This window comes from Polaromonas sp., assembly GCF_041689105.1.
Lineage (GTDB): Bacteria > Pseudomonadota > Gammaproteobacteria > Burkholderiales > Burkholderiaceae_C > Polaromonas.
Genome location: NZ_JBDNGU010000078.1, coordinates 22222 through 40030 on the forward strand (window position 1 = coordinate 22222; position 17809 = coordinate 40030).

17 protein-coding genes are annotated in these 17809 nt (G+C 64.6%); 9 read left to right on the forward strand and 8 right to left on the reverse strand.

Annotation, left to right across the window (positions count from 1 at the left end; all coding sequences use genetic code 11):
* Nucleotides 1-43 precede the first annotated feature (43 nt).
* Entirely contained in the window at nt 44-541 is a 498-nt protein-coding gene (gene ssb / locus ACESMT_RS07375; RefSeq protein ID WP_372825915.1) for a single-stranded DNA-binding protein, read from the reverse strand.
* Between the two features lie 151 nt (nt 542-692).
* On the opposite strand from ssb, the gene ACESMT_RS07380 reads away from it, so the two are divergent.
* Nucleotides 693-2057 (forward strand): chloride channel protein, encoded by a 1365-nt coding sequence (locus ACESMT_RS07380; RefSeq protein ID WP_372825916.1) that lies wholly within the window; start codon nt 693-695, stop codon nt 2055-2057.
* Nucleotides 2058-2070: 13 nt separating this feature from the next.
* Here ACESMT_RS07380 and ACESMT_RS07385 read toward each other — a convergent pair whose 3' ends face one another.
* Nucleotides 2071-3261 (reverse strand): MFS transporter, encoded by a 1191-nt coding sequence (locus tag ACESMT_RS07385; protein WP_372825917.1) that lies wholly within the window; start codon nt 3259-3261, stop codon nt 2071-2073.
* Nucleotides 3262-3485: 224 nt separating this feature from the next.
* Between ACESMT_RS07385 and uvrA the strand changes: the two genes are divergently transcribed.
* The 4 genes from uvrA to ACESMT_RS07405 all read left to right on the forward strand — a co-directional run bounded on the left by uvrA (nt 3486) and on the right by ACESMT_RS07405 (nt 9113).
* Nucleotides 3486-6572, forward strand: a complete 3087-nt coding sequence (uvrA, locus tag ACESMT_RS07390; protein WP_372825932.1) for an excinuclease ABC subunit UvrA — start codon at nt 3486-3488, stop codon at nt 6570-6572.
* Nucleotides 6573-6675: 103 nt separating this feature from the next.
* Nucleotides 6676-7725 (forward strand): alkane 1-monooxygenase, encoded by a 1050-nt coding sequence (locus ACESMT_RS07395; protein WP_372825918.1) that lies wholly within the window; start codon nt 6676-6678, stop codon nt 7723-7725.
* Nucleotides 7726-7749: 24 nt separating this feature from the next.
* Complete coding sequence (locus ACESMT_RS07400; RefSeq protein ID WP_372825919.1) at nt 7750-8199, forward strand: acyl-CoA thioesterase; 450 nt, start codon at nt 7750-7752, stop codon at nt 8197-8199.
* Complete coding sequence (locus ACESMT_RS07405; RefSeq protein WP_372825920.1) at nt 8199-9113, forward strand: EamA family transporter; 915 nt, start codon at nt 8199-8201, stop codon at nt 9111-9113. The genes ACESMT_RS07400 and ACESMT_RS07405 overlap by 1 nt, the downstream gene beginning before the upstream one ends.
* A gap of 380 nt (nt 9114-9493) precedes the next feature.
* Here the strand turns inward: ACESMT_RS07405 and ACESMT_RS07410 are convergent, their stop codons facing one another.
* The 4 genes from ACESMT_RS07410 to purE form a co-directional block, all read right to left on the reverse strand.
* Nucleotides 9494-10330, reverse strand: a complete 837-nt coding sequence (locus ACESMT_RS07410; RefSeq protein ID WP_372825921.1) for an ATP-binding protein — start codon at nt 10328-10330, stop codon at nt 9494-9496.
* Nucleotides 10331-10455: 125 nt separating this feature from the next.
* Complete coding sequence (locus ACESMT_RS07415; RefSeq protein WP_372825922.1) at nt 10456-11448, reverse strand: L-threonylcarbamoyladenylate synthase; 993 nt, start codon at nt 11446-11448, stop codon at nt 10456-10458.
* A complete protein-coding gene (locus ACESMT_RS07420) occupies nt 11445-12668 on the reverse strand; it encodes a 5-(carboxyamino)imidazole ribonucleotide synthase (RefSeq protein WP_372825923.1) in 1224 nt (407 codons plus the stop codon). Before ACESMT_RS07420 ends, ACESMT_RS07415 begins: the two co-directional genes overlap by 4 nt.
* Nucleotides 12665-13174: a 5-(carboxyamino)imidazole ribonucleotide mutase gene (gene purE / locus ACESMT_RS07425; RefSeq protein ID WP_372825924.1), complete on the reverse strand. Its 510-nt coding sequence runs from the start codon at nt 13172-13174 to the stop codon at nt 12665-12667. The genes ACESMT_RS07420 and purE overlap by 4 nt, the downstream gene beginning before the upstream one ends.
* A gap of 138 nt (nt 13175-13312) precedes the next feature.
* On the opposite strand from purE, the gene ACESMT_RS07430 reads away from it, so the two are divergent.
* Nucleotides 13313-14218, forward strand: coding sequence for a tetratricopeptide repeat protein (locus ACESMT_RS07430; protein ID WP_372825925.1), 906 nt, complete (start codon nt 13313-13315; stop codon nt 14216-14218).
* A gap of 25 nt (nt 14219-14243) precedes the next feature.
* Here ACESMT_RS07430 and corA read toward each other — a convergent pair whose 3' ends face one another.
* Both corA and ACESMT_RS07440 read right to left on the reverse strand, forming a co-directional pair.
* Nucleotides 14244-15230, reverse strand: a complete 987-nt coding sequence (corA, locus tag ACESMT_RS07435; RefSeq protein ID WP_372825926.1) for a magnesium/cobalt transporter CorA — start codon at nt 15228-15230, stop codon at nt 14244-14246.
* 200 nt (nt 15231-15430) lie between these two features.
* On the reverse strand, nt 15431-15805 hold the full coding sequence (locus ACESMT_RS07440; protein ID WP_372825927.1) for a patatin-like phospholipase family protein: 375 nt from the start codon (nt 15803-15805) through the stop codon (nt 15431-15433).
* A gap of 260 nt (nt 15806-16065) precedes the next feature.
* Between ACESMT_RS07440 and hpf the strand changes: the two genes are divergently transcribed.
* The 3 genes from hpf to hprK all read left to right on the forward strand — a co-directional run.
* A complete protein-coding gene (gene hpf / locus ACESMT_RS07445) occupies nt 16066-16395 on the forward strand; it encodes a ribosome hibernation-promoting factor, HPF/YfiA family (protein ID WP_372825928.1) in 330 nt (109 codons plus the stop codon).
* Between the two features lie 133 nt (nt 16396-16528).
* A complete protein-coding gene (locus tag ACESMT_RS07450; protein ID WP_372825929.1) occupies nt 16529-17002 on the forward strand; it encodes a PTS sugar transporter subunit IIA in 474 nt (157 codons plus the stop codon).
* Between the two features lie 39 nt (nt 17003-17041).
* Nucleotides 17042-17809 (forward strand): HPr(Ser) kinase/phosphatase (gene hprK / locus ACESMT_RS07455; protein WP_372825930.1); only part of this gene is annotated, 768 nt, incomplete at its 3' end.

A 17809-nucleotide genomic window follows, 5' to 3' on the forward strand; every position in this document is an offset into this window, starting at 1 on the left:
ACGCTGGCCAGGCAGAGCTTGGGATGGACCCGAAAAACCGGAATCAGAACGGAATGTCGTCGTCCATGTCGTCAAAGCCGCTGGCTGCCTTGGTCGGTGCGGGTGCGCGCGGTGCCGCAGCGGGTGCCCGGGGGGCAGCGGCCGGCGGACGCGAGTACTGTCGCTCGCCGCCGTCACCGTCGCCCTCACCACCGGGGGCGCCCATGCCTTCGCGGCTGCCCAGCATCTGCATTTCGCTGGCAATGATGTCGGTCGCGTATTTTTCAACGCCGTCCTTGTCCGTGTACTTGCGGGTTTTCAGGCGGCCTTCAATGTAGACCGAGCGGCCCTTTTTGAGGTACTCCCCGACGATCTCGGCCTGGCGGCCGAAAAAGCTGATGCGGTGCCATTCGGTCTCTTCGACCATTTCACCGGCCTTGTTCTTGTACTTGCTGCTGGTGGCCAATGCAATGTTGGCTACGGCGTCGCCGCTGGGCATGTAGCGCACTTCGGGGTCGCGGCCCAGGTTGCCGACGAGGATGACTTTATTGACTGATGCCATGGGTGCCGCCTCTTGGTGTGATGGAATCGGGAGAGTTCGAAAAGGCACCCCAAGGCGCCGCAAGCACAATTGTGCCGCATTCTGTGCGACGCCAGTCCGTGCCAGTTGCGCCCGGGGCGATGCGTTTGCCATGTCACAATGAACCTTCGCCATGGACCACCGCGAACCCAACTTTCTAGAGAACCTTCAAGCCGAGTTTTCCAACGGGCGGCTTTGGTTTGACCGCGGCATCGTGCTGCTCTATGCGGTGGCCGCCGGCCTGTTCGTCGTGGCCTTCACGATGCTCAGCGAATGGGCTTTCAGCCTGTTTGAACAGGTCCACACCTACAACCGCTGGCTCCTGCTGGTCTGGACACCGGCGCTGACAGCCGCCATTGTCTGGCTCACGCGCCGCCACTTTCCCGGGGCCGCCGGCTCGGGCATCCCGCAGGTGATGGCGGCGCTCGACCCGGCGTTACCGGATCATGAACGACGACGTTTTGTCTCCCTGCGCCTCTCGCTGGCGAAAATTGGCCTGTCTTCAGCCGGCTTGATGGCTGGCTTGTCGATAGGCCGCGAAGGCCCGTCGGTACAGGTGGCCGCCGGTGTGATGCAGCATGCGCGGCGCTGGTTGCGGCCCGACTCCAGCATGAGCAACCATGCCCTGCTGGTGGCTGGGGGCGCAGCCGGCATTGCCGCGGCATTCAACGCCCCGCTCGCCGGGGTGGTGTTTGCCATCGAGGAGTTGTCGCGCAAGCTGGAGTCGCGCAACAGCGGCCTGATCATCACGGCCATCGTGCTGGCCGGCCTGATGGGGGTTTCCGCGTTCGGCAACGTGACCTATTTCGGCGTGATCCGTGTCCCGGTGCTGGGCTGGGCGGCACTGTGGCCCGGCCTGGCAGTGGCGCTGAGCTGCGGCGTACTGGGCGGCCTGTTTGCCCGGCTGCTCGCCGCGTCGCTGACCGGCTCCCCGGAGCGCTTCAACCAGTGGCGAAGCCGTTATCCGGTGCGTTTCGCCGCAGCCGGCGGCCTGGCGATCGCCGTGATCGGACTGGTCAGCAACGGCGCCACCTTCGGCGCGGGCTCGCACGCCGTCACGCAGATGCTGGCTGGCGAAGCCTCCGTCCCCTCCCTGTTTGTACTGCTCAAGTTTGTAGCCACCTGGCTGGCCGCCTGGTGCGGCGTGCCGGGCGGCATCTTTGCGCCCGCCCTTTCGATCGGTGCAGGCGTGGGCCACAACATCGCTGCAATGACTAGCCCCGACATCAGTGCCGCCCTGATCGCCATGGGGATGGCGGCTTTTCTGGCGGCTGTCACCCAGGCGCCGCTGACGGCGTTCATCATCGTGATGGAGATGGTGGACGGCCGGGCCATGGTGCTCAGCCTGATGATGGCAGCGATGCTTGCCAGCCTGGTCTCGCGCATGATCAGCCGCCCGCTCTACGCGACGCTGGCCGACTACATGATCGGCCAGCTCCCGCCGACCCCCGCGCCCGCCGCTCCGGGCGCAACGTCTGGCAGGGCCACCGGGCCGTGACGCGCGTTGTGGGTCAGGCTGGCGCGACCGTCATGCGCTTGCCCGGCGCACGCATCGGCCACGCGATCAGCAGCCACAGCAGCATCAGGCCGCCGCAGGCCGCAAACAGGGCCTGCGGACCGGCCACCTTGGCCAGCCAGCCCCCCAGCGCGCCGCCGGCAAAAAAGCCCAGCGACTGCAGCGTGTTGTAGACACCCAGCGCCGCACCGCGCGAATGGGCGGGCGCCACCCGCGAGGCCAGGCTGGGCTGGGAGGCTTCAAGAATGTTGAAACCGCAGAAAAACAGGAATAGCAACGCGCCGAGACTGGCCAGCGATGGCGCGCCCTGAAGGGCCGCCGCCATCAGGCCAAACTGCACCAGCGCGATCAGGCCTACCGCCGCCAGGAAAACGCCGCGCAGGTAGCCTCGCTTTTCAAGCGGAAACAGCGTCAAGCCCATCACCAGGAAAGACGCCAGCACCGCCGGCAGGTAGACCTGCCAATGGCTGGCACTGGCCAGCCCGGCTTGAACCAGCAAGGCCGGAACCGCCACCCACATGGCCAGCTGCACCGCATGCAGGATGAAAACACCCGCGTCCAGCCGCAACAAGGCCGGGATTTTCAGCACCTCGGCAAGGCTGCCGCGGGGCCGGTTGCCAGGACGCGCCGGCTCGGGCGGCACCCACCAGATGATCACCGCGATACCGGCCAGCGCCAACCCACCGGTCAGCGCAAACAGGCCAGCCAGACCAATATGCGCAGCCAGCACCGGCGCCAGCACCAGCGACAGCGCAAACATCAGGGCGATGCCGGCGCCGACCAGTGCCATGGCCTTGGTTCGCACCTCGTCACGCGTGGTGTCTGCCAGCAGCGCTGTCACCGCCGCCGAAATGGCACCGGCGCCCTGCAGCGAGCGGCCAATGATGAGCCAGGTCAGGTCCGGCGCCCAAGCCGCCACAAAGCTGCCCAGCGCAAACATCAGCAGCCCGGCCACAATCACTTTCTTGCGGCCCAGCCAGTCGGACGCCAGGCCGAAAGGGATTTGCAGAAGGCCCTGCGTCAGACCGTAAATGCCCATGGCCAGGCCGATACGCGCCGGGTCGTCCCCACCGGGATAACGCGCCGCCTCCAGCGCAAACACCGGCAGCACCAGAAACAGACCCAGCATACGCAAGGCAAAGATCGAGGCCAGCGAAGCGCTGGCGCGCCGCTCGGTCGCGGTCATGGGGTAAGAGGGGAGAGCGGAAGGGGTTGGAGGCACGGTCTGGCAATGGGCTGTTGGGGGACTACGCGGCAAAGCCAGCGGAGCAGCAGACTATTGTCTTTGAATTGCGGGACATTTTTCCGGCCACCTGCAGCAAGCAGGAAGTGCGCCGCTCCGGCGGGCCGAGCCCCCCCGGGGAAAGGCCACTGGCCGCAGGGATGCCGAAAGAACCGCACGCGTCTATGATGGAGGGTTTTGCGGCGCCCTTACACGTGAACTCTCCCAACGACGGCAAATACCTCGCTCCGACAGCGCCTGAAGGCAGGCTGGCGGCTGAGCCGGACGCCAGCCGCTATCTGGCCCAGGCACTTGCGGCCCAAAAAATAAGCATCCGCGGCGCGCGCACGCACAACCTCAAAAACATCGACCTCGACATCCCGCGCAACCAGCTGGTGGTGATCACCGGGCTGAGCGGCTCGGGCAAATCAAGTCTGGCTTTTGACACGCTGTACGCCGAAGGTCAGCGCCGCTATGTGGAAAGCCTGAGCACTTACGCGCGGCAGTTTCTGCAGCTGATGGACAAGCCCGACGTGGACATGATCGAGGGCCTGTCGCCAGCGATTTCCATCGAGCAGAAGGCGACCAGCCACAACCCGCGCTCGACCGTGGGCACGGTGACCGAAATCCACGACTACCTGCGCCTGCTGTTTGCGCGCGCCGGCACACCTTACTGCCCCGACCACGACCTGCCGCTGCAGGCGCAAAGTGTCAGCGAGATGGTGGACCACGTGCTGGCCCTGTCCGAAGACACCAAACTGATGATCCTCGCGCCAGTGGCGCGCGAGCGCAAGGGCGAGTTTGTCGATGTATTTGCCGAGATGCAGGCCCAAGGTTATGTGCGTTTTCGCGTCGATGGCCAGGCCTATGAGTTCGACGATCTGCCCAAGCTCAAAAAAGCCGAGAAACACAACATCGACGTGGTGATCGACCGGCTCAAGGTACGGCCCGACATGCAGCAACGCCTGGCCGAAAGTTTCGAGGCTGCGCTGCGGCTGGCCGACGGCAAGGCGCTGGCGATGGAAATGGATTCGGGCAAGGAGCACTTGTTCAGTGCGAAATTTTCCTGCCCGGTTTGCAGCTACTCGCTCAGCGAGATGGAGCCGCGCCTGTTGTCCTTCAACTCGCCGGTCGGCGCCTGCCCCAGCTGCGATGGCCTGGGTCACATGGAGTTTTTCGACCCGGCGCGGGTCGTGGCCTTTCCGTCGCTGAGCCTGGCCAGCGGCGCCGTCAAGGGCTGGGACAGGCGCAATGCCTACTACTTTTCGATGCTGGAGAGCCTGGCCAAACACTACGCCTTTGATATCGACACGGCATTTGAAAAACTCCCGGATGCGGTGCAGCAGGTGGTGCTGCACGGCTCGGGCGACGAAGAGATCAAGTTCAGCTACATCCTCGACTCCGGCGCCAACGCAGGCAGGAAACACACGAAGAAGCACCCGTTTGAAGGTGTGATCACCAACTTCGAGCGGCGTTACCGCGAGACCGACTCGGCCGCCGTGCGGGAAGAACTCGCGCGTTACCGCAGCCTGCAGCCCTGCCCCGATTGCGAGGGCACACGCCTGCGCCGCGAGGCGCGCCATGTTTACCTGGTGGGCGTGGCCGGGCGCAAGGCGATCTACGAGATCAGCGGCATCACCCTGCGCGAGAGTTTTGACTACTTCAACACCCTGTCCATGGAAGGCGCCAAAGCCGAAATCGCCGGCAAGGTGGTGCGCGAGATTGGCCTGCGACTGAAGTTTCTCAACGACGTGGGCCTGAACTACCTGAGCCTGGACCGCAGCGCCGAGACCCTGTCGGGCGGCGAGTCGCAGCGCATCCGGCTGGCGTCCCAGATCGGCTCAGGCCTGACCGGCGTGATGTATGTGCTGGACGAACCCAGCATCGGCCTGCACCAGCGCGACAACGACCGGCTTATCGGCACGCTCAAACACCTGCGCGACATCGGCAACAGCGTGCTGGTGGTCGAACACGACGAGGACATGATCCGCGCTGCCGACCATGTGATCGACATGGGGCCGGGTGCCGGCATTCACGGCGGGCGTGTGATGGCCCAGGGCAGTTATGCCGACGTGCTGGCCAACCCGGCGTCGCTGACCGGCCAATACCTGGCCGGGACACTGGCCATCGCCGTGCCCAAGCGCCGTACCCCCTGGTTGCCGACGGTGGTGAAAGCGTCGTACCGCGACCCTTCCAAACCCTCAAAATTTGCGCCCAGCGCGGCTGGCATCAAACGCGCCGCGCGCGAGGCGGAGCACCTGCTGACCCAGGGCGAGCTGCAGGCGATCCGTATCATCAAGGCCAGCGGCCACAACCTGAAGAACGTCAGTGTCGATTTCCCGGTCGGCCTGCTGACCTGCGTGACCGGCGTTTCGGGCTCGGGCAAATCCACACTGGTCAATGACACCTTGTACGCCGCAGTGGCGCGCACGCTGTACCGCGCACACGAAGAGCCGGCGGCGCACGAAAGCATTGAAGGCATCGAACATTTCGACAAGGTCATCAACGTGGACCAGTCGCCGATTGGCCGCACGCCGCGCAGCAACCCGGCCACCTACACCGGACTGTTCACGCCGATCCGCGAGCTGATGGCCGAGATGAACACCGCGCGTGAACGCGGCTACGGGCCAGGGCGTTTCAGTTTCAACGTGGCGGGTGGCCGCTGCGAGGCCTGCCAGGGCGACGGCGTGGTCAAGGTCGAGATGCATTTTCTGCCCGACGTGTATGTGCCCTGCGACGTCTGCCGCGGCATGCGTTACAACCGCGAGACGCTGGAAGTCCAGTACAAGGGCAAAAACATCGCGCAGATCCTCGACCTGACGGTCGAAGACGCCGCCGAGTTTTTCAAGGCGGTGCCGGTGATCACGCGCAAGCTGCACACCTTGCTGGACGTAGGCCTGAGTTACATCAAGCTCGGCCAGGCCGCGACCACGCTGTCGGGCGGCGAGGCGCAACGTGTCAAGCTCGCGCTCGAACTCTCCAAACGTGACACCGGCCGCACGCTCTACATCCTGGACGAACCGACCACCGGCCTGCACTTTGCCGATATTGACCTGCTGCTCAAGGTGTTGCACCAGCTTCGCGACGCCGGCAACACCATCGTCGTGATCGAGCACAACCTGGACGTCATCAAGACCGCCGACTGGTTGATCGACATGGGGCCCGAGGGGGGCGCGGGCGGCGGCGCGGTGGTGGGCGTGGGCACGCCGGAAGACATCGCGGCCAGCCCGTCCAGCCATACCGGGCGCTACCTGCAGCGGCTGCTTCAGTCCTGAACGGGCAACGCTGGCCTGAAGCCCGGCCAGAGCCGGCCCCGCCCCGCTTTGCGCGCAAGCGAAAAACTTGCCAGTCCTGGCGCGGCGTGAGAAAGTAGCTGCCATGCGTCTTTCCGACCTCCGCTTTCTGCTGGCATGGCTGCTGCCCCTGCTGACGCTCTACGCCATCTTGTACGCCCCGGCCCAGGCCGCGCTCTGGACCCTGGCCCTCTGGTTGGCAATTGCCCTGGCCGATGCCTGGGTGCCAGGCGGCGACCGGTCGCCCGGCCCGACCGGGGCGCCCGACAACTCGCCCTACTTCCGCTGGGTGCTGCGCGGCTACGTGCTGCTGCAACTGGCGTTAATCGCAGCCGGCGCCCACATGGCAATGCAGGCGGACTGGCTCACGCTGCTCGGCGTCGCGTTCAGTGTGGGTTTCATCACTGGCTCACAGGGCATCACCTTTGCACATGAATTTGGCCACAGCAAATCGAAGTTCGACCGCCTGTGCGCCTGGGTTCTCATGAGCAGCGTCTGTTATGGCCATTTCATGGTCGAGCACTACCGCGGGCACCACCCGCGCGCCGCCACACTTGAAGATCCGGCTTCGGCGCGGCGCGGCGAGAGCCTCTACCGCTTCTTGCCACGCACCGTGTGGGGCAGCCTGGCCAGCGGCTGGCATCTGGAAGCGCAGCGCCTGGCGCAGTTCCGCAGCGGCTGGCTGCGCAGCCCGCTGGCCTGGAGTGCCATTGCTTCCCTGATGCCTTTTTTGCTCACGGCCCTTTATTTTCCTGCGCCGGCAGCTATTAAAATCATGGCGTTTTTGGCGACCCAGGCGGTGGTGGCCTTCCTGCTGCTCGAAGTCGTCAACTACATCGAGCACTACGGTTTGCAGCGCGGACAGCAGGACGGGCGACGCGAAGCCTTTGGTCTCATGCATGCCTGGAATGCCGACCATGTGCTGACCAACTCCATGCTGGCCAATTTGCAGCGCCACTCCGATCACCACATGCATGCGTGGAAGCCGTACCCCAGCCTGGCGCCGCTGCCTGGCCCGCAGCTGCCCACCGGCTACGCTGGTTGCCTGATGCTGGCAATGTTGCCGCCGCTGTGGTTTGCCCTGATGCACAAACGCCTGGACGTCTTGCAGCCCCGTGCTACGCCCACCCCCTGACGCCCTGAGCCGGCTGGAGTTTCCATGTCATCGATCACCCTGCGTTTTCTGGCCGACCCCGGCACCATCAACTTTGGCGGCAAGGTCCACGGCGGCACCGTCATGAAATGGATTGACGAGGCCGGCTATGCCTGCGCCACGCGCTGGGCCAAGCGCTGCTGCGTCACCGTCTCGGTGGGCAGCATTCGTTTTCAACGGCCCATCATGATCGGCGACCTGGTCGAAGTCGAGGCGCGGCTGGCCTACACCGGCACAACCAGCATGAATATCTCTGTCGAAGTGCGCGCCGGAGACATGAAAACCGGCCACATGGAAGTCATCACCGAATGTGTGGTGGTCTTTGTGGCCGTGGACACCGAGGGCAAGGCCCTTCCCGTCGAGGCCTGGCTGCCCGAAACGCCGGGGGACATGGCCCTGGCGCAACACGTCAGAACCCATCTGAACGCCGCACGCGCCGCGCTGCCGGGCGTTTGATGCGGCCGGGCGTGCTGACTGGCCGGGATCTGGCGGCCGCCCTCGTGGTGGTTGTGGTCTGGGGTGTCAATTTTGTGGTCATGAAATTCGCGCTGCGCGACTTCACGCCCTTCCAGCTGGGCGCGGCGCGTTATGTTTTTGCGGTGCTGCCGCTGGTGCTGTTTGTCCGGCCACCCGACGTTCCGTGGAAGTGGCTGGCGTTTTATGGCCTTTTGCAGGGCGTGGGGCAGTTCGGCATCCTGTTCCTCGCGTTAAAAGTCGGCATGACGGCGGCGCTGGCATCAGTGTTGCTGCAGACCCAGGTGTTTTTCACCGCACTGTTTGGGTTTGTGCTGCTGCACGAGCGCGCCAGCCGGCCGCTGCAGGCCGGCATGGTGCTGGCGGCGCTGGGCCTGGCCTGCTTTGCGCTGAATTACCTGGCGCCGGCCGCCGCAGGCGCTGGCGCTGCAACCACGCTGGCGGGCTTTGTGCTGACGCTGGGTGCCGCCGCCATGTGGGCCATGTCCAACATCGTGGCGCGCCACGTGCAGCAGGGCGGCCGCGCCTACACACCCATGGCCTTTGTGGTGTGGAGCAGCATGTTCGCCGTCCTGCCCTTCATGCTGCTGTCGTTGGCGTTCGACCCCGAGGCGGCGCGCTGGCAGTGGACCCAGGCACGCCCCTCCAGCTGGCTGGCCGTGGCCTATCTCGGCTGGGTCGCGACCATCCTGGGTTACAGCCTGTGGACTGGCCTGCTCAAGCGCCACCCCGCCAACCGGGTCGCACCCTTCAGCCTGGGCGTGCCGGTGGTGGGCCTGACCACGGGGATGCTGGTGCTCGGTGAAGCCATCACACCGTGGCAGTGGGCCGGCATCACGCTGGTGGTGGCAGCGCTGGGGTGCGTGATGCTGGGCGGGCTGATCAAGCCGCGCTGAGTCGCGTCGGCACCGCGACCCGCTGCTGCACGGGGAGGGCGGGCAGACCGCTGGCATCCCGGTGGCCGACCTGGCGGTGACCATCGTTGACGACATCGGACGGCCTCGGCATGTCCACACGCGTTTTACAGTCACCAGCCACGCGTCAAATCGGTCTCCAGCCCTTGACTGAAAAGCTCAGGGTGCTATCAAATACAGAGCGTCATCGACTCGACCGGGGGGTGCGTTGCTGGCGCGCGCAGCCAGTGGGCGGGATGGTCTGACCAAAGCATTGCGCTGCCTGCCATGACAGAAACTGCCGATCACGCTCAATAAGTTGGCTTGACCGCCGGTGGTTGGCAACGCCTGCCAGTGGCCATGGCACCTGCCGAAGGTTTGGCTCAGGCCCCTGGCAAGGTGAAATAAATCGTCGCGCCCTGTTCAGGCGCCGCCTCCGCCCAGACCCGTCCCCCGTGCCGAGCCACAATGCGCTGCACCGTCGCCAGGCCGGCGCCCAGGCCTGGAAAGTCGGTCGACACATGCATACGCTGAAAGATGCCAAACAGTTTTTCGGCATGTGTCATGTCAAAGCCGGCGCCGTTGTCCTTGAAAAAATACACCGTTTCGCCCTGCGTGCCGGGCTGGCGGCCGACCGCCACCGATGCCTTGTCCTTCTTGGAAGTGAACTTCCAGGCGTTGCCGGCGAGGTGGTCCACCAGCTGTTTGAGCAGCGCCGGATCGCCCTGGGCCATCAGGTCAGGCTGCACATCGAGGTGGATGGCGCGCTCAGGCTCGGCCGCCTGCAACGCCGAAAATGCGCCCTGCGCCAGCGCGCCCAGGTCCACCGCCTGCACCGCCATGGGTGCGCGCAGCAGGCGCGACACCACCAGCAGCGCGGCGATCAGCTCGTTGATGTTGGCCACGCCCAGCCTGAGTCGCTGCAGGTAATGTTTGCTCCGCTCGGCATCCCCCTTGGCCGCCGAACCTTCGAGCAGCCGGCTGAAGCCGTCAATCGTGCTGAGCGGCGCGCGCAAGTCGTGCGAGACCGAATAGGAAAACGACTCCAGCTCCCTGTTGGCGGCGACCAGATCGGCCGCGCGCTGGCGCAACTGCGCTTCAAGCCCCGAGGTGATGCGCAGGATCTCCTGCTCAGCGGCGTCAGGCTCGCGGCCTTCACGCAATTGCTGCAGCAGCTGGGCGATGGCCGACGTGGCGTCCGCGTCGATGGGAGAGGTCATGTGTGTTCTTTTACCGGTTTATGTGATGCAGCGCACTGCCACTGACAGTGACACTGCGAAGTGGACCGCCCCGGCTGCGGCAAGCCCACCCCGCGACCCACTATGCACCGCGCTGCATCCGGCCGTCAATCCGCAGCGGCCCGGCCCAGCCGGTCACGCACGCCGTCCCACCCGGCGGCTGGCGGCGGGTGCTCAACCCAGATCAGCTTGACGGCCAGCGCGTCGAAACCGCGCAACACCGCAAACAATTGCCGGGCGGTGGCGAGCGGGTCGTCAGGCATGCGGCGGTAAACCACTTTTTCCGACTGGATGCGCACGATGGATCGGGCATACACGGCGATGTGGGCCGCATCCGCACCCAGCAGGTCCAGCGCGGCCTGGATCGCGGCGGCGTCCATCAGCCGTACTTTGGCGTTCGGCGCGTAATGCGACTCCAGCGTGCCCGAGGCGCGCGGGGCGCCAGCACCCCGGAGTTCGTCGTTGTCCAGCACCGGCTCGCCACAGGCCGCTTCAAGCTGCGCGCGCGTGAACACGCCGGGGCGCAGCAGCACCGGGCGACCACGCGTGCAATCAACGATGCTGGACTCGATACCGACCTCGCACGGGCCGCCGTCAAGCACCAGCAGCGCCTCGCCGAATTCTTCTGCGACATGTTTCGCAGTCGTCGGGCTGACCCGGCCGAAGCGGTTGGCGCTGGGCGCGGCCACGCCAGCAATGCCCAGACCCAGACAGGCCCTGAGCAAGGCCTGCGCCACCGGATGGGCCGGGCAACGCAGGCCAATGGAGTCCTGGCCACCGGCTGCGGCAGCGGCCACACCCGGTTGGCGCGGCAGGATCACGGTCAGCGGGCCGGGCCACAGCGCCTTCATCAGGCGTTGCGCGAACGGCGGCACATCGACCGCGTAACCGGCGACCTGAGCCGGCTCGGCGACATGCACGATCAGCGGGTGGTCGCTGGGGCGCCCCTTGGCCGCAAAAATGCCGGCCACCGCGCTGTCGCTCGACGCGTCGGCGCCGAGGCCGTAAACGGTCTCGGTCGCAAAGCCGACCAGGCCGCCGGCCCGGATCACGTTTGCCGCTTCAGCGACCGCCGCTGCGTCCCTGCCGTCCCGAATCATCCCAGCGCATCCAGTCCGGGCAGCGCCAGGATGTGCGCGGCCTGGCGCGCCACCGCCGTCACGCCGGCAATGTTGGCGCCCGTGATGGTGAGGTGGCCCATCTTGCGGCCGGCGCGGGCTTCGAGCTTGCCGTACAGGTGCAGATGTGTGCCCGGCAGGGCCAGCACCGCCTGCCAGTCGGGCGCGCGCGTCTGGCCTGCGGCGTCAAACCACACATCGCCCAGCAGGTTCAGCATGATGGCCGGTGAATGCTGGCGCGGCTGCGGCAGGCTCAAGCCCGCCATGGCGTGCACCTGCAGGTCAAACTGCGAGACATCGCAGGCGTCCAGGGTGTAGTGGCCGCTGTTGTGCGGGCGCGGCGCCATCTCGTTGACGACCAGTGCGCCGTCGTCGCTGCCGTCGTCGATGACAAAAAACTCAACGCACAACACACCGACGTAACCGATGTGGCTTGCGATGGATTCTGTCGCTGCCCGCGCCCGCTGCGCCAGGGCTGGCGGCATGTTTCCTTCATAGGCCGCAGTCAGGGCCAGGATGCCGTCGACATGCACGTTGTACTGCGGCGCAAAGCCGGTGATCGCGCCGTCCCAGCCGCGCGCAATGATGACCGAACACTCGGCCTTGAGCGGCAGCCGCTTTTCGAGCACGCAGGGAACGCCTCTCAGGTCAGCCCATGCTACCGCGAGTTCGGCCATGTTTCCAACGCGCACCTGCCCTTTGCCGTCGTAACCCATGCGGGCGGTCTTCAGGATGCCAGGCAGCAGGTCTGGGGGCACCGCGTCAAGTTGCGCCGGTGTTTCAATCACCGCATAGGGCGCGCAGGTCACGCCTGCCACGCCAGCGCTGGCCGTGAAGTGGGATTTTTCCTCGATGCGGTTTTGCGCAATCGCAACGGCAGCCGCACCCGGTGCCACCGGCCGGCTGGTCGCGAGTGCCGCAAGCGCATCGGCGGGGACGTTTTCAAATTCGGTGGTGACGGCGGCGCACAGCGCGGCCAGCTGCTTCAGGCCTTGCGCGTCGCTGTAGCCGGTGGCAATGTGATGATGGCTGACGCGGCCGGCCGGGCTGGTTGGGTCGGGGTCGAGCACGGCGGTGAAATAACCGAGGCGCTGGGCCGCGTGCACAAACATGCGGCCGAGCTGACCGCCCCCCATCACCCCCAGGGTGGAGGGCTGGCCCAACGCGTCAACCGAGCCGGGGAAAATCGGCAAAGAACTCATTCCGAAGGCAGCGTCATGGCGCGCGCGGCGGCAGTCTGCTCCGTGCGGAAGGCCTGTAGTTTGTCGGCCAGGCTTTTGTCATGGGTGGCCAGCATGGCCACGGCAAACAGCGCCGCATTGGCCGCGCCGGCGTTGCCGATGGCAAAGGTGGCGACCGGAATGCCCTTGGGCATCTGCACGATGCTGTGCAGCGAGTCCACACCCTGCAGGTGTTTGCTGGCCACAGGCACGCCGAGCACGGGTACGGCGGTCTTGGCAGCCAGCATGCCGGGCAAGTGCGCGGCACCGCCGGCGCCGGCGATGATGGCCTGCAGACCACGTCCGGCCGCCTGCTCGGCATAGGCGAACAACTCGTCGGGCATGCGGTGCGCGGACACCACGCGCGCCTCGTGCGGTACGCCGAACTGCTGCAGGATCTGCACCGCGTGCTGCATGGTGTCCCAGTCGCTGCTGGAGCCCATCAGCACGCCCACCAGGGGGCTGACGGAAGGATGGCTTGTTGTCATAGGGACCTTCGAGGTCGGGGTTGGTCGGTGGGGGCTTGCCTGATTTTAAGGGCTGGGCTCACAGGGCCCGTGCTATCGTCTCATCCGACAGGCCCAGCGCTTGAAAATTTCCCCTCTCACCTCTATTTTCTGAGCACCATGATCGACGTCACCATTGCCAACTTTGAAGAGGAAGTCATTGCGGCTTCCATGATCACGCCCGTCCTGATCGATTTCTGGGCGCCCTGGTGCGGCCCCTGCAAGTCGCTCGGGCCCATCCTCGAGAAGGTGGAGCTCGCCTACAACGGCCGCTTCAAGCTGGTCAAGATCGACTCGGACCAGGAGCAGCAGCTGGGCGCCGCTTTCGGCATCCGTAGCATTCCGTCCTGCATATTGATGGTCAACGGTCAGCCGGTCGACGGCTTCCAGGGCGCGCTGCCCGAGGGCAAGGTCAAGGAATTCCTCGATAAACACCTGCCGCCGGCCGACGAGTTGCCGCCGCCCGACGACGAGGAGCAAACGCCGGAACCCGAGGACACCAGCCCCGCCGCCGTGCTGGAAAAACTCAAGGCTGCGGTCGCCAACGACCCGTCCAACGACAACGCGCTGTTCGACTACGTGCGCATGTTGCTGCAGCATGGCCAGGTGGCGCATGCCAGGGCCGCCTTTGCGCCCGCACTGCCCAAAGTGGCGCTGGTACGCAAATTCGAGGCGCTACAGCACTGGCTCAATGCTATTGATTCAGGAGCCGCTTACGCAGATTTGGCGGGAGCTCAGACCGGGTTTGATGAAAAAATTGCAACCAACAAGCGGGACTTTGATACGCGTTATGCGCTGGCCCAGTTACACATGAGCCAGCAACACTGGGTGCTGGCGATGGACGAGCTGCTGGAAATCCTGATGCGCGACAAGGCCTGGAACGACGAGCTGGCACGCAAGACCTTTGTGTCGATTCTCGAAATCATCGAGCCGCCCAAAGTCAAGGTGGCCGATGGGCAGATTCCGCCGGATGACCCGACGGTGGCCACCTACCGGCGGCGCCTTAGCAGCGTGGTACTGAGCTGACGCCAGCCGATCCGGTTCAACGCAGCTATTTCAGCCAGCCGCGCTTCCTGAAGTACCACATCGGCACCACCGCGCTGGCCGCCATCAGCAGCAAGGCATACGGGTAGCCCAGCGCCCAGTCGAGCTCGGGCATGAGCTTGAAGTTCATGCCGTAGACGCTGGCGATCAGCGTGGGCGGCAGCAGGGCGACGCTGGCGACTGAAAAGATCTTGATGATCTTGTTCTGGTTGATGTTGATAAAACCGACGGTGGCGTCCATCAAAAAGTTGATCTTGTCAAAGAGGAAGGCGGTGTGCGAGTCCAGCGAGTCGATGTCTCGCAGGATCTGGCGCGCTTCCTCGAACTGTTCACTGTTGAGCATCTTGCTGCGCATCATGAAGCTGACCGCGCGGCGCGTGTCCATCACATTGCGGCGGATGCGTCCGCTCAGGTCTTCGTGGCGGGCAATGGCGCCCAGCACCTCGCCGGCCATCACGTCGGTCACGTCGCCGGACAGCACCTTGGTGCTGACCTTCTCCAGATCGATGTAAATGCCTTCCAGCGTGTCGGCAGAGTACTCTGCGTCGGCGTCAAACAGCTTGAGCAGCACCTCCTTGGCGTCTTCAATCAGGCCGGGGGCCCGCCGCGCCCGCATGCGCAGCAGCCGAAACACCGGGACATCCTCGTCGTGGATCGAAAACAGCACACCCTTGCTTTTGAGGTTGTCGTTGACCAGGTTCAGGATAAAGGCCACGCGCACGGTGCGGGGCTCCTCCTCGTCGGCAATCAGGAAGTCCGAGCGGATGTGCAGCTCGCCGTTGTCTTCCTCGTAAAAGCGCGCGGACTCCTCGATGTCCTCGTCCATCACGTCTTCGGGAATCGACAGTCCGTAGTACTGCTTGATCCAGCGTTTTTCTTCCAGCGTCGGCGATTCAAGATCCACCCAGATCGGCTGGAAACGCGAGAGCTCTTCGAGCGATTCGATCTCTTCCTGGAACAGGCGCCCGTTAGCGAGCGTGAAAATATTGAGCATGACTGGCTCCCAATCGGTGTGGGGCGCCGGCGCCGCCTGTCAGTCGGCGGCAATCGGCGGGGTTGTGGATGGTGGCATCGCTTTCAACCCCGGGACGCCTCTAGCATCAGTCTGCGGTGCTGAAAGCTAGCGACTGGGGCTGCTTTCCAAGGATTTCTCCGGTCGTCAAGAAGCCGTGATTATGGCACTTTGGCCCCGGCTCAACGGCCCTGCGTGGCTCCGAAAAAAGCCAGCAGCTCGTCCTTGCGCGCATAGGCATCGCGCTCGCCCAGCGCCATCAGCGCCTTGATAAAACCCGGCTCAAACGCCCGACTCGCCAGATAACAGGCATTGAGCGCTCCGGTCGAGGTACCCACCAGAATACTGAAGGGGAAACGCCGGTTGCCGGTGCCGCCCTCAAGGCTCAGCACGCGGGCCAGCGCCTGCAGCACGCCGGCCTGGTCGGCGGTGCGGGCGCCGCCGCCCATCAACACCAGTGCGTTGAGCTCCTCATCGGGGCGCGTCAGGTCGCTTGAAATAATCGTTTCAAGCGACATGAAGGTGTCACGCAACCCGATGCTGCTGCCGTTCGGCACTGCCGCCGAGAGGGTAGGTTTTGAAAAAAAATCATGAAAATCAAGCCTCTCCAGCGCTTGGAGACAAACGCACTTGTAAACACGCGCGGCGCGGGTCAAGCGCCTTTTCAGACCGTTTCATATTTTTGTGCAGCGCAAGATTGCGTTTGCCCGGCTTCGGGCGCACAGTGAATCCAAGAGCGTTGCCCGTCCACCGTCAAGCCACCATCGGCAAGGCGGTGTTTTTAACCCTCATCCTGCCATGGAAAAGGAGTCTCTTTATGAATTTGACGATCAGTGGCCACCATCTGGAAGTTACCCCCGCCCTGCGCGGCTACGTGACGAGCAAGCTGGATAGGATTACCCGGCATTTTGACCAGGTGGTTGATGTCAAGGTCCTCTTGACGATTGACAACATGAAGGAAAAAGAGCGACGCCAGAAAGCGGAGTGCAATGTTCGCGTCAAGGGGCGCGATCTGTTTGCCGAGAGTTCGCATGCTGATTTGTATGCTGCGGTTGATGAGCTGACCGACAAGCTGGACCGCCAGGTCGGCCGCTACAAGACCAAAACCCAGGATCACCACCACGTTGCCGCCAAGCGCCAGGCCTGATGGGTGGTCAGCCGCATGATCGGCTGCTCCGGGTTGATGCGTAAAAGCCGCCTGTGCCCTCAGGCGGCTTTTTTGCGTCCCCGACGGTATCCATGCTTATGAAAGTGCATAATTCGGCGACTAAAAGATCGTTATGAACCGTCTTTCGCAAATTTTGCCGTCTACCCAAGTTCTGGTGAGTGTTGAAGCCACCAGCAAAAAGCGCGCCTTCGAAGAGGCCGGACTGCTGTTTGAAAACCAGCATGGCCTGAACCGCGCCCTGATCACCGACAGCCTGTTCGCGCGTGAGCGCCTCGGCTCGACCGGTCTGGGCCACGGCGTGGCGATTCCGCACGGGCGCATCAAGGGACTGAAGGCGCCGATGGCGGCGGTTTTCCAGTTGCACACGCCGATCGGCTTCGATGCGCCAGACGAACAGGCGGTGGGCCTGCTGATTTTTCTTCTGGTGCCGGAAGCAGCGACCCATAAACACCTTGAAATCCTCTCCGAGATCGCCGAACTGCTCAGCGACAGCGCGCTGCGCGAGCGGCTCGTTGCCAGCACCGACGCCGCAACCCTGCACCAGCTGATTGCCTCCTGGCAGTCCAGCCACGCCGTCACCCCCTGACTTCATGACCCCGGTTTTTCGCGCAGGAACCAGCCGGGCATGAAACCCACCGTCGTCAGCGCCGATGTGCTGTTCGAGGATCACCGCGCCGCCCTCAAATGGGAGTGGGTGGCCGGCCTGGGCGCTTCGGAGCGGCGCTTTGACGAGGTGGCGGTGCGTGCCGCCCGTTCCGGCGCCGACCTGGTCGGCTACCTCAATTACATCCATCCTTACCGCGTGCAGCTGCTTGGCGAGCGCGAAGTGGCCTACCTCACCAATGCAAGCCCGGAGGACTGCGCCCGCCGTATTGCGCGCATCGTCACGCTGGAGCCACCGGTGCTGATCATTGCCGACGGTCAGGTGGCGCCCGATACCTTGCTGTCCATGTGTGAACGCGCGCAGATCCCGATGTTTGCCACGAAAGAGTCGGCGGCCTTCGTGATCGATGTGCTGCGTGCCTACCTGTCCAAACATTTTGCCGACCGCACCTCCATGCACGGTGTCTTCATGGACATTCTGGGCGTGGGGCTGATGATCACTGGCGAGTCTGGCCTGGGCAAAAGCGAGTTGGGACTGGAGCTGATTTCGCGTGGCCACGGCCTGGTGGCCGATGACGCGGTGGACCTCTACCGGATCAACCAGACCACCATCGAGGGCCGCTGCCCGGAGCTTCTGCAGAACCTGCTTGAGGTGCGCGGCATCGGCCTGCTCGACATCAAGGCGATTTTTGGCGAGACGGCGGTTCGGCGCAAGATGCGGCTCAAGCTGATCGTGCACCTGGTGCGGCGCGAGACGCTGGAGCGCGAATACGAACGCATCCCCTATGAG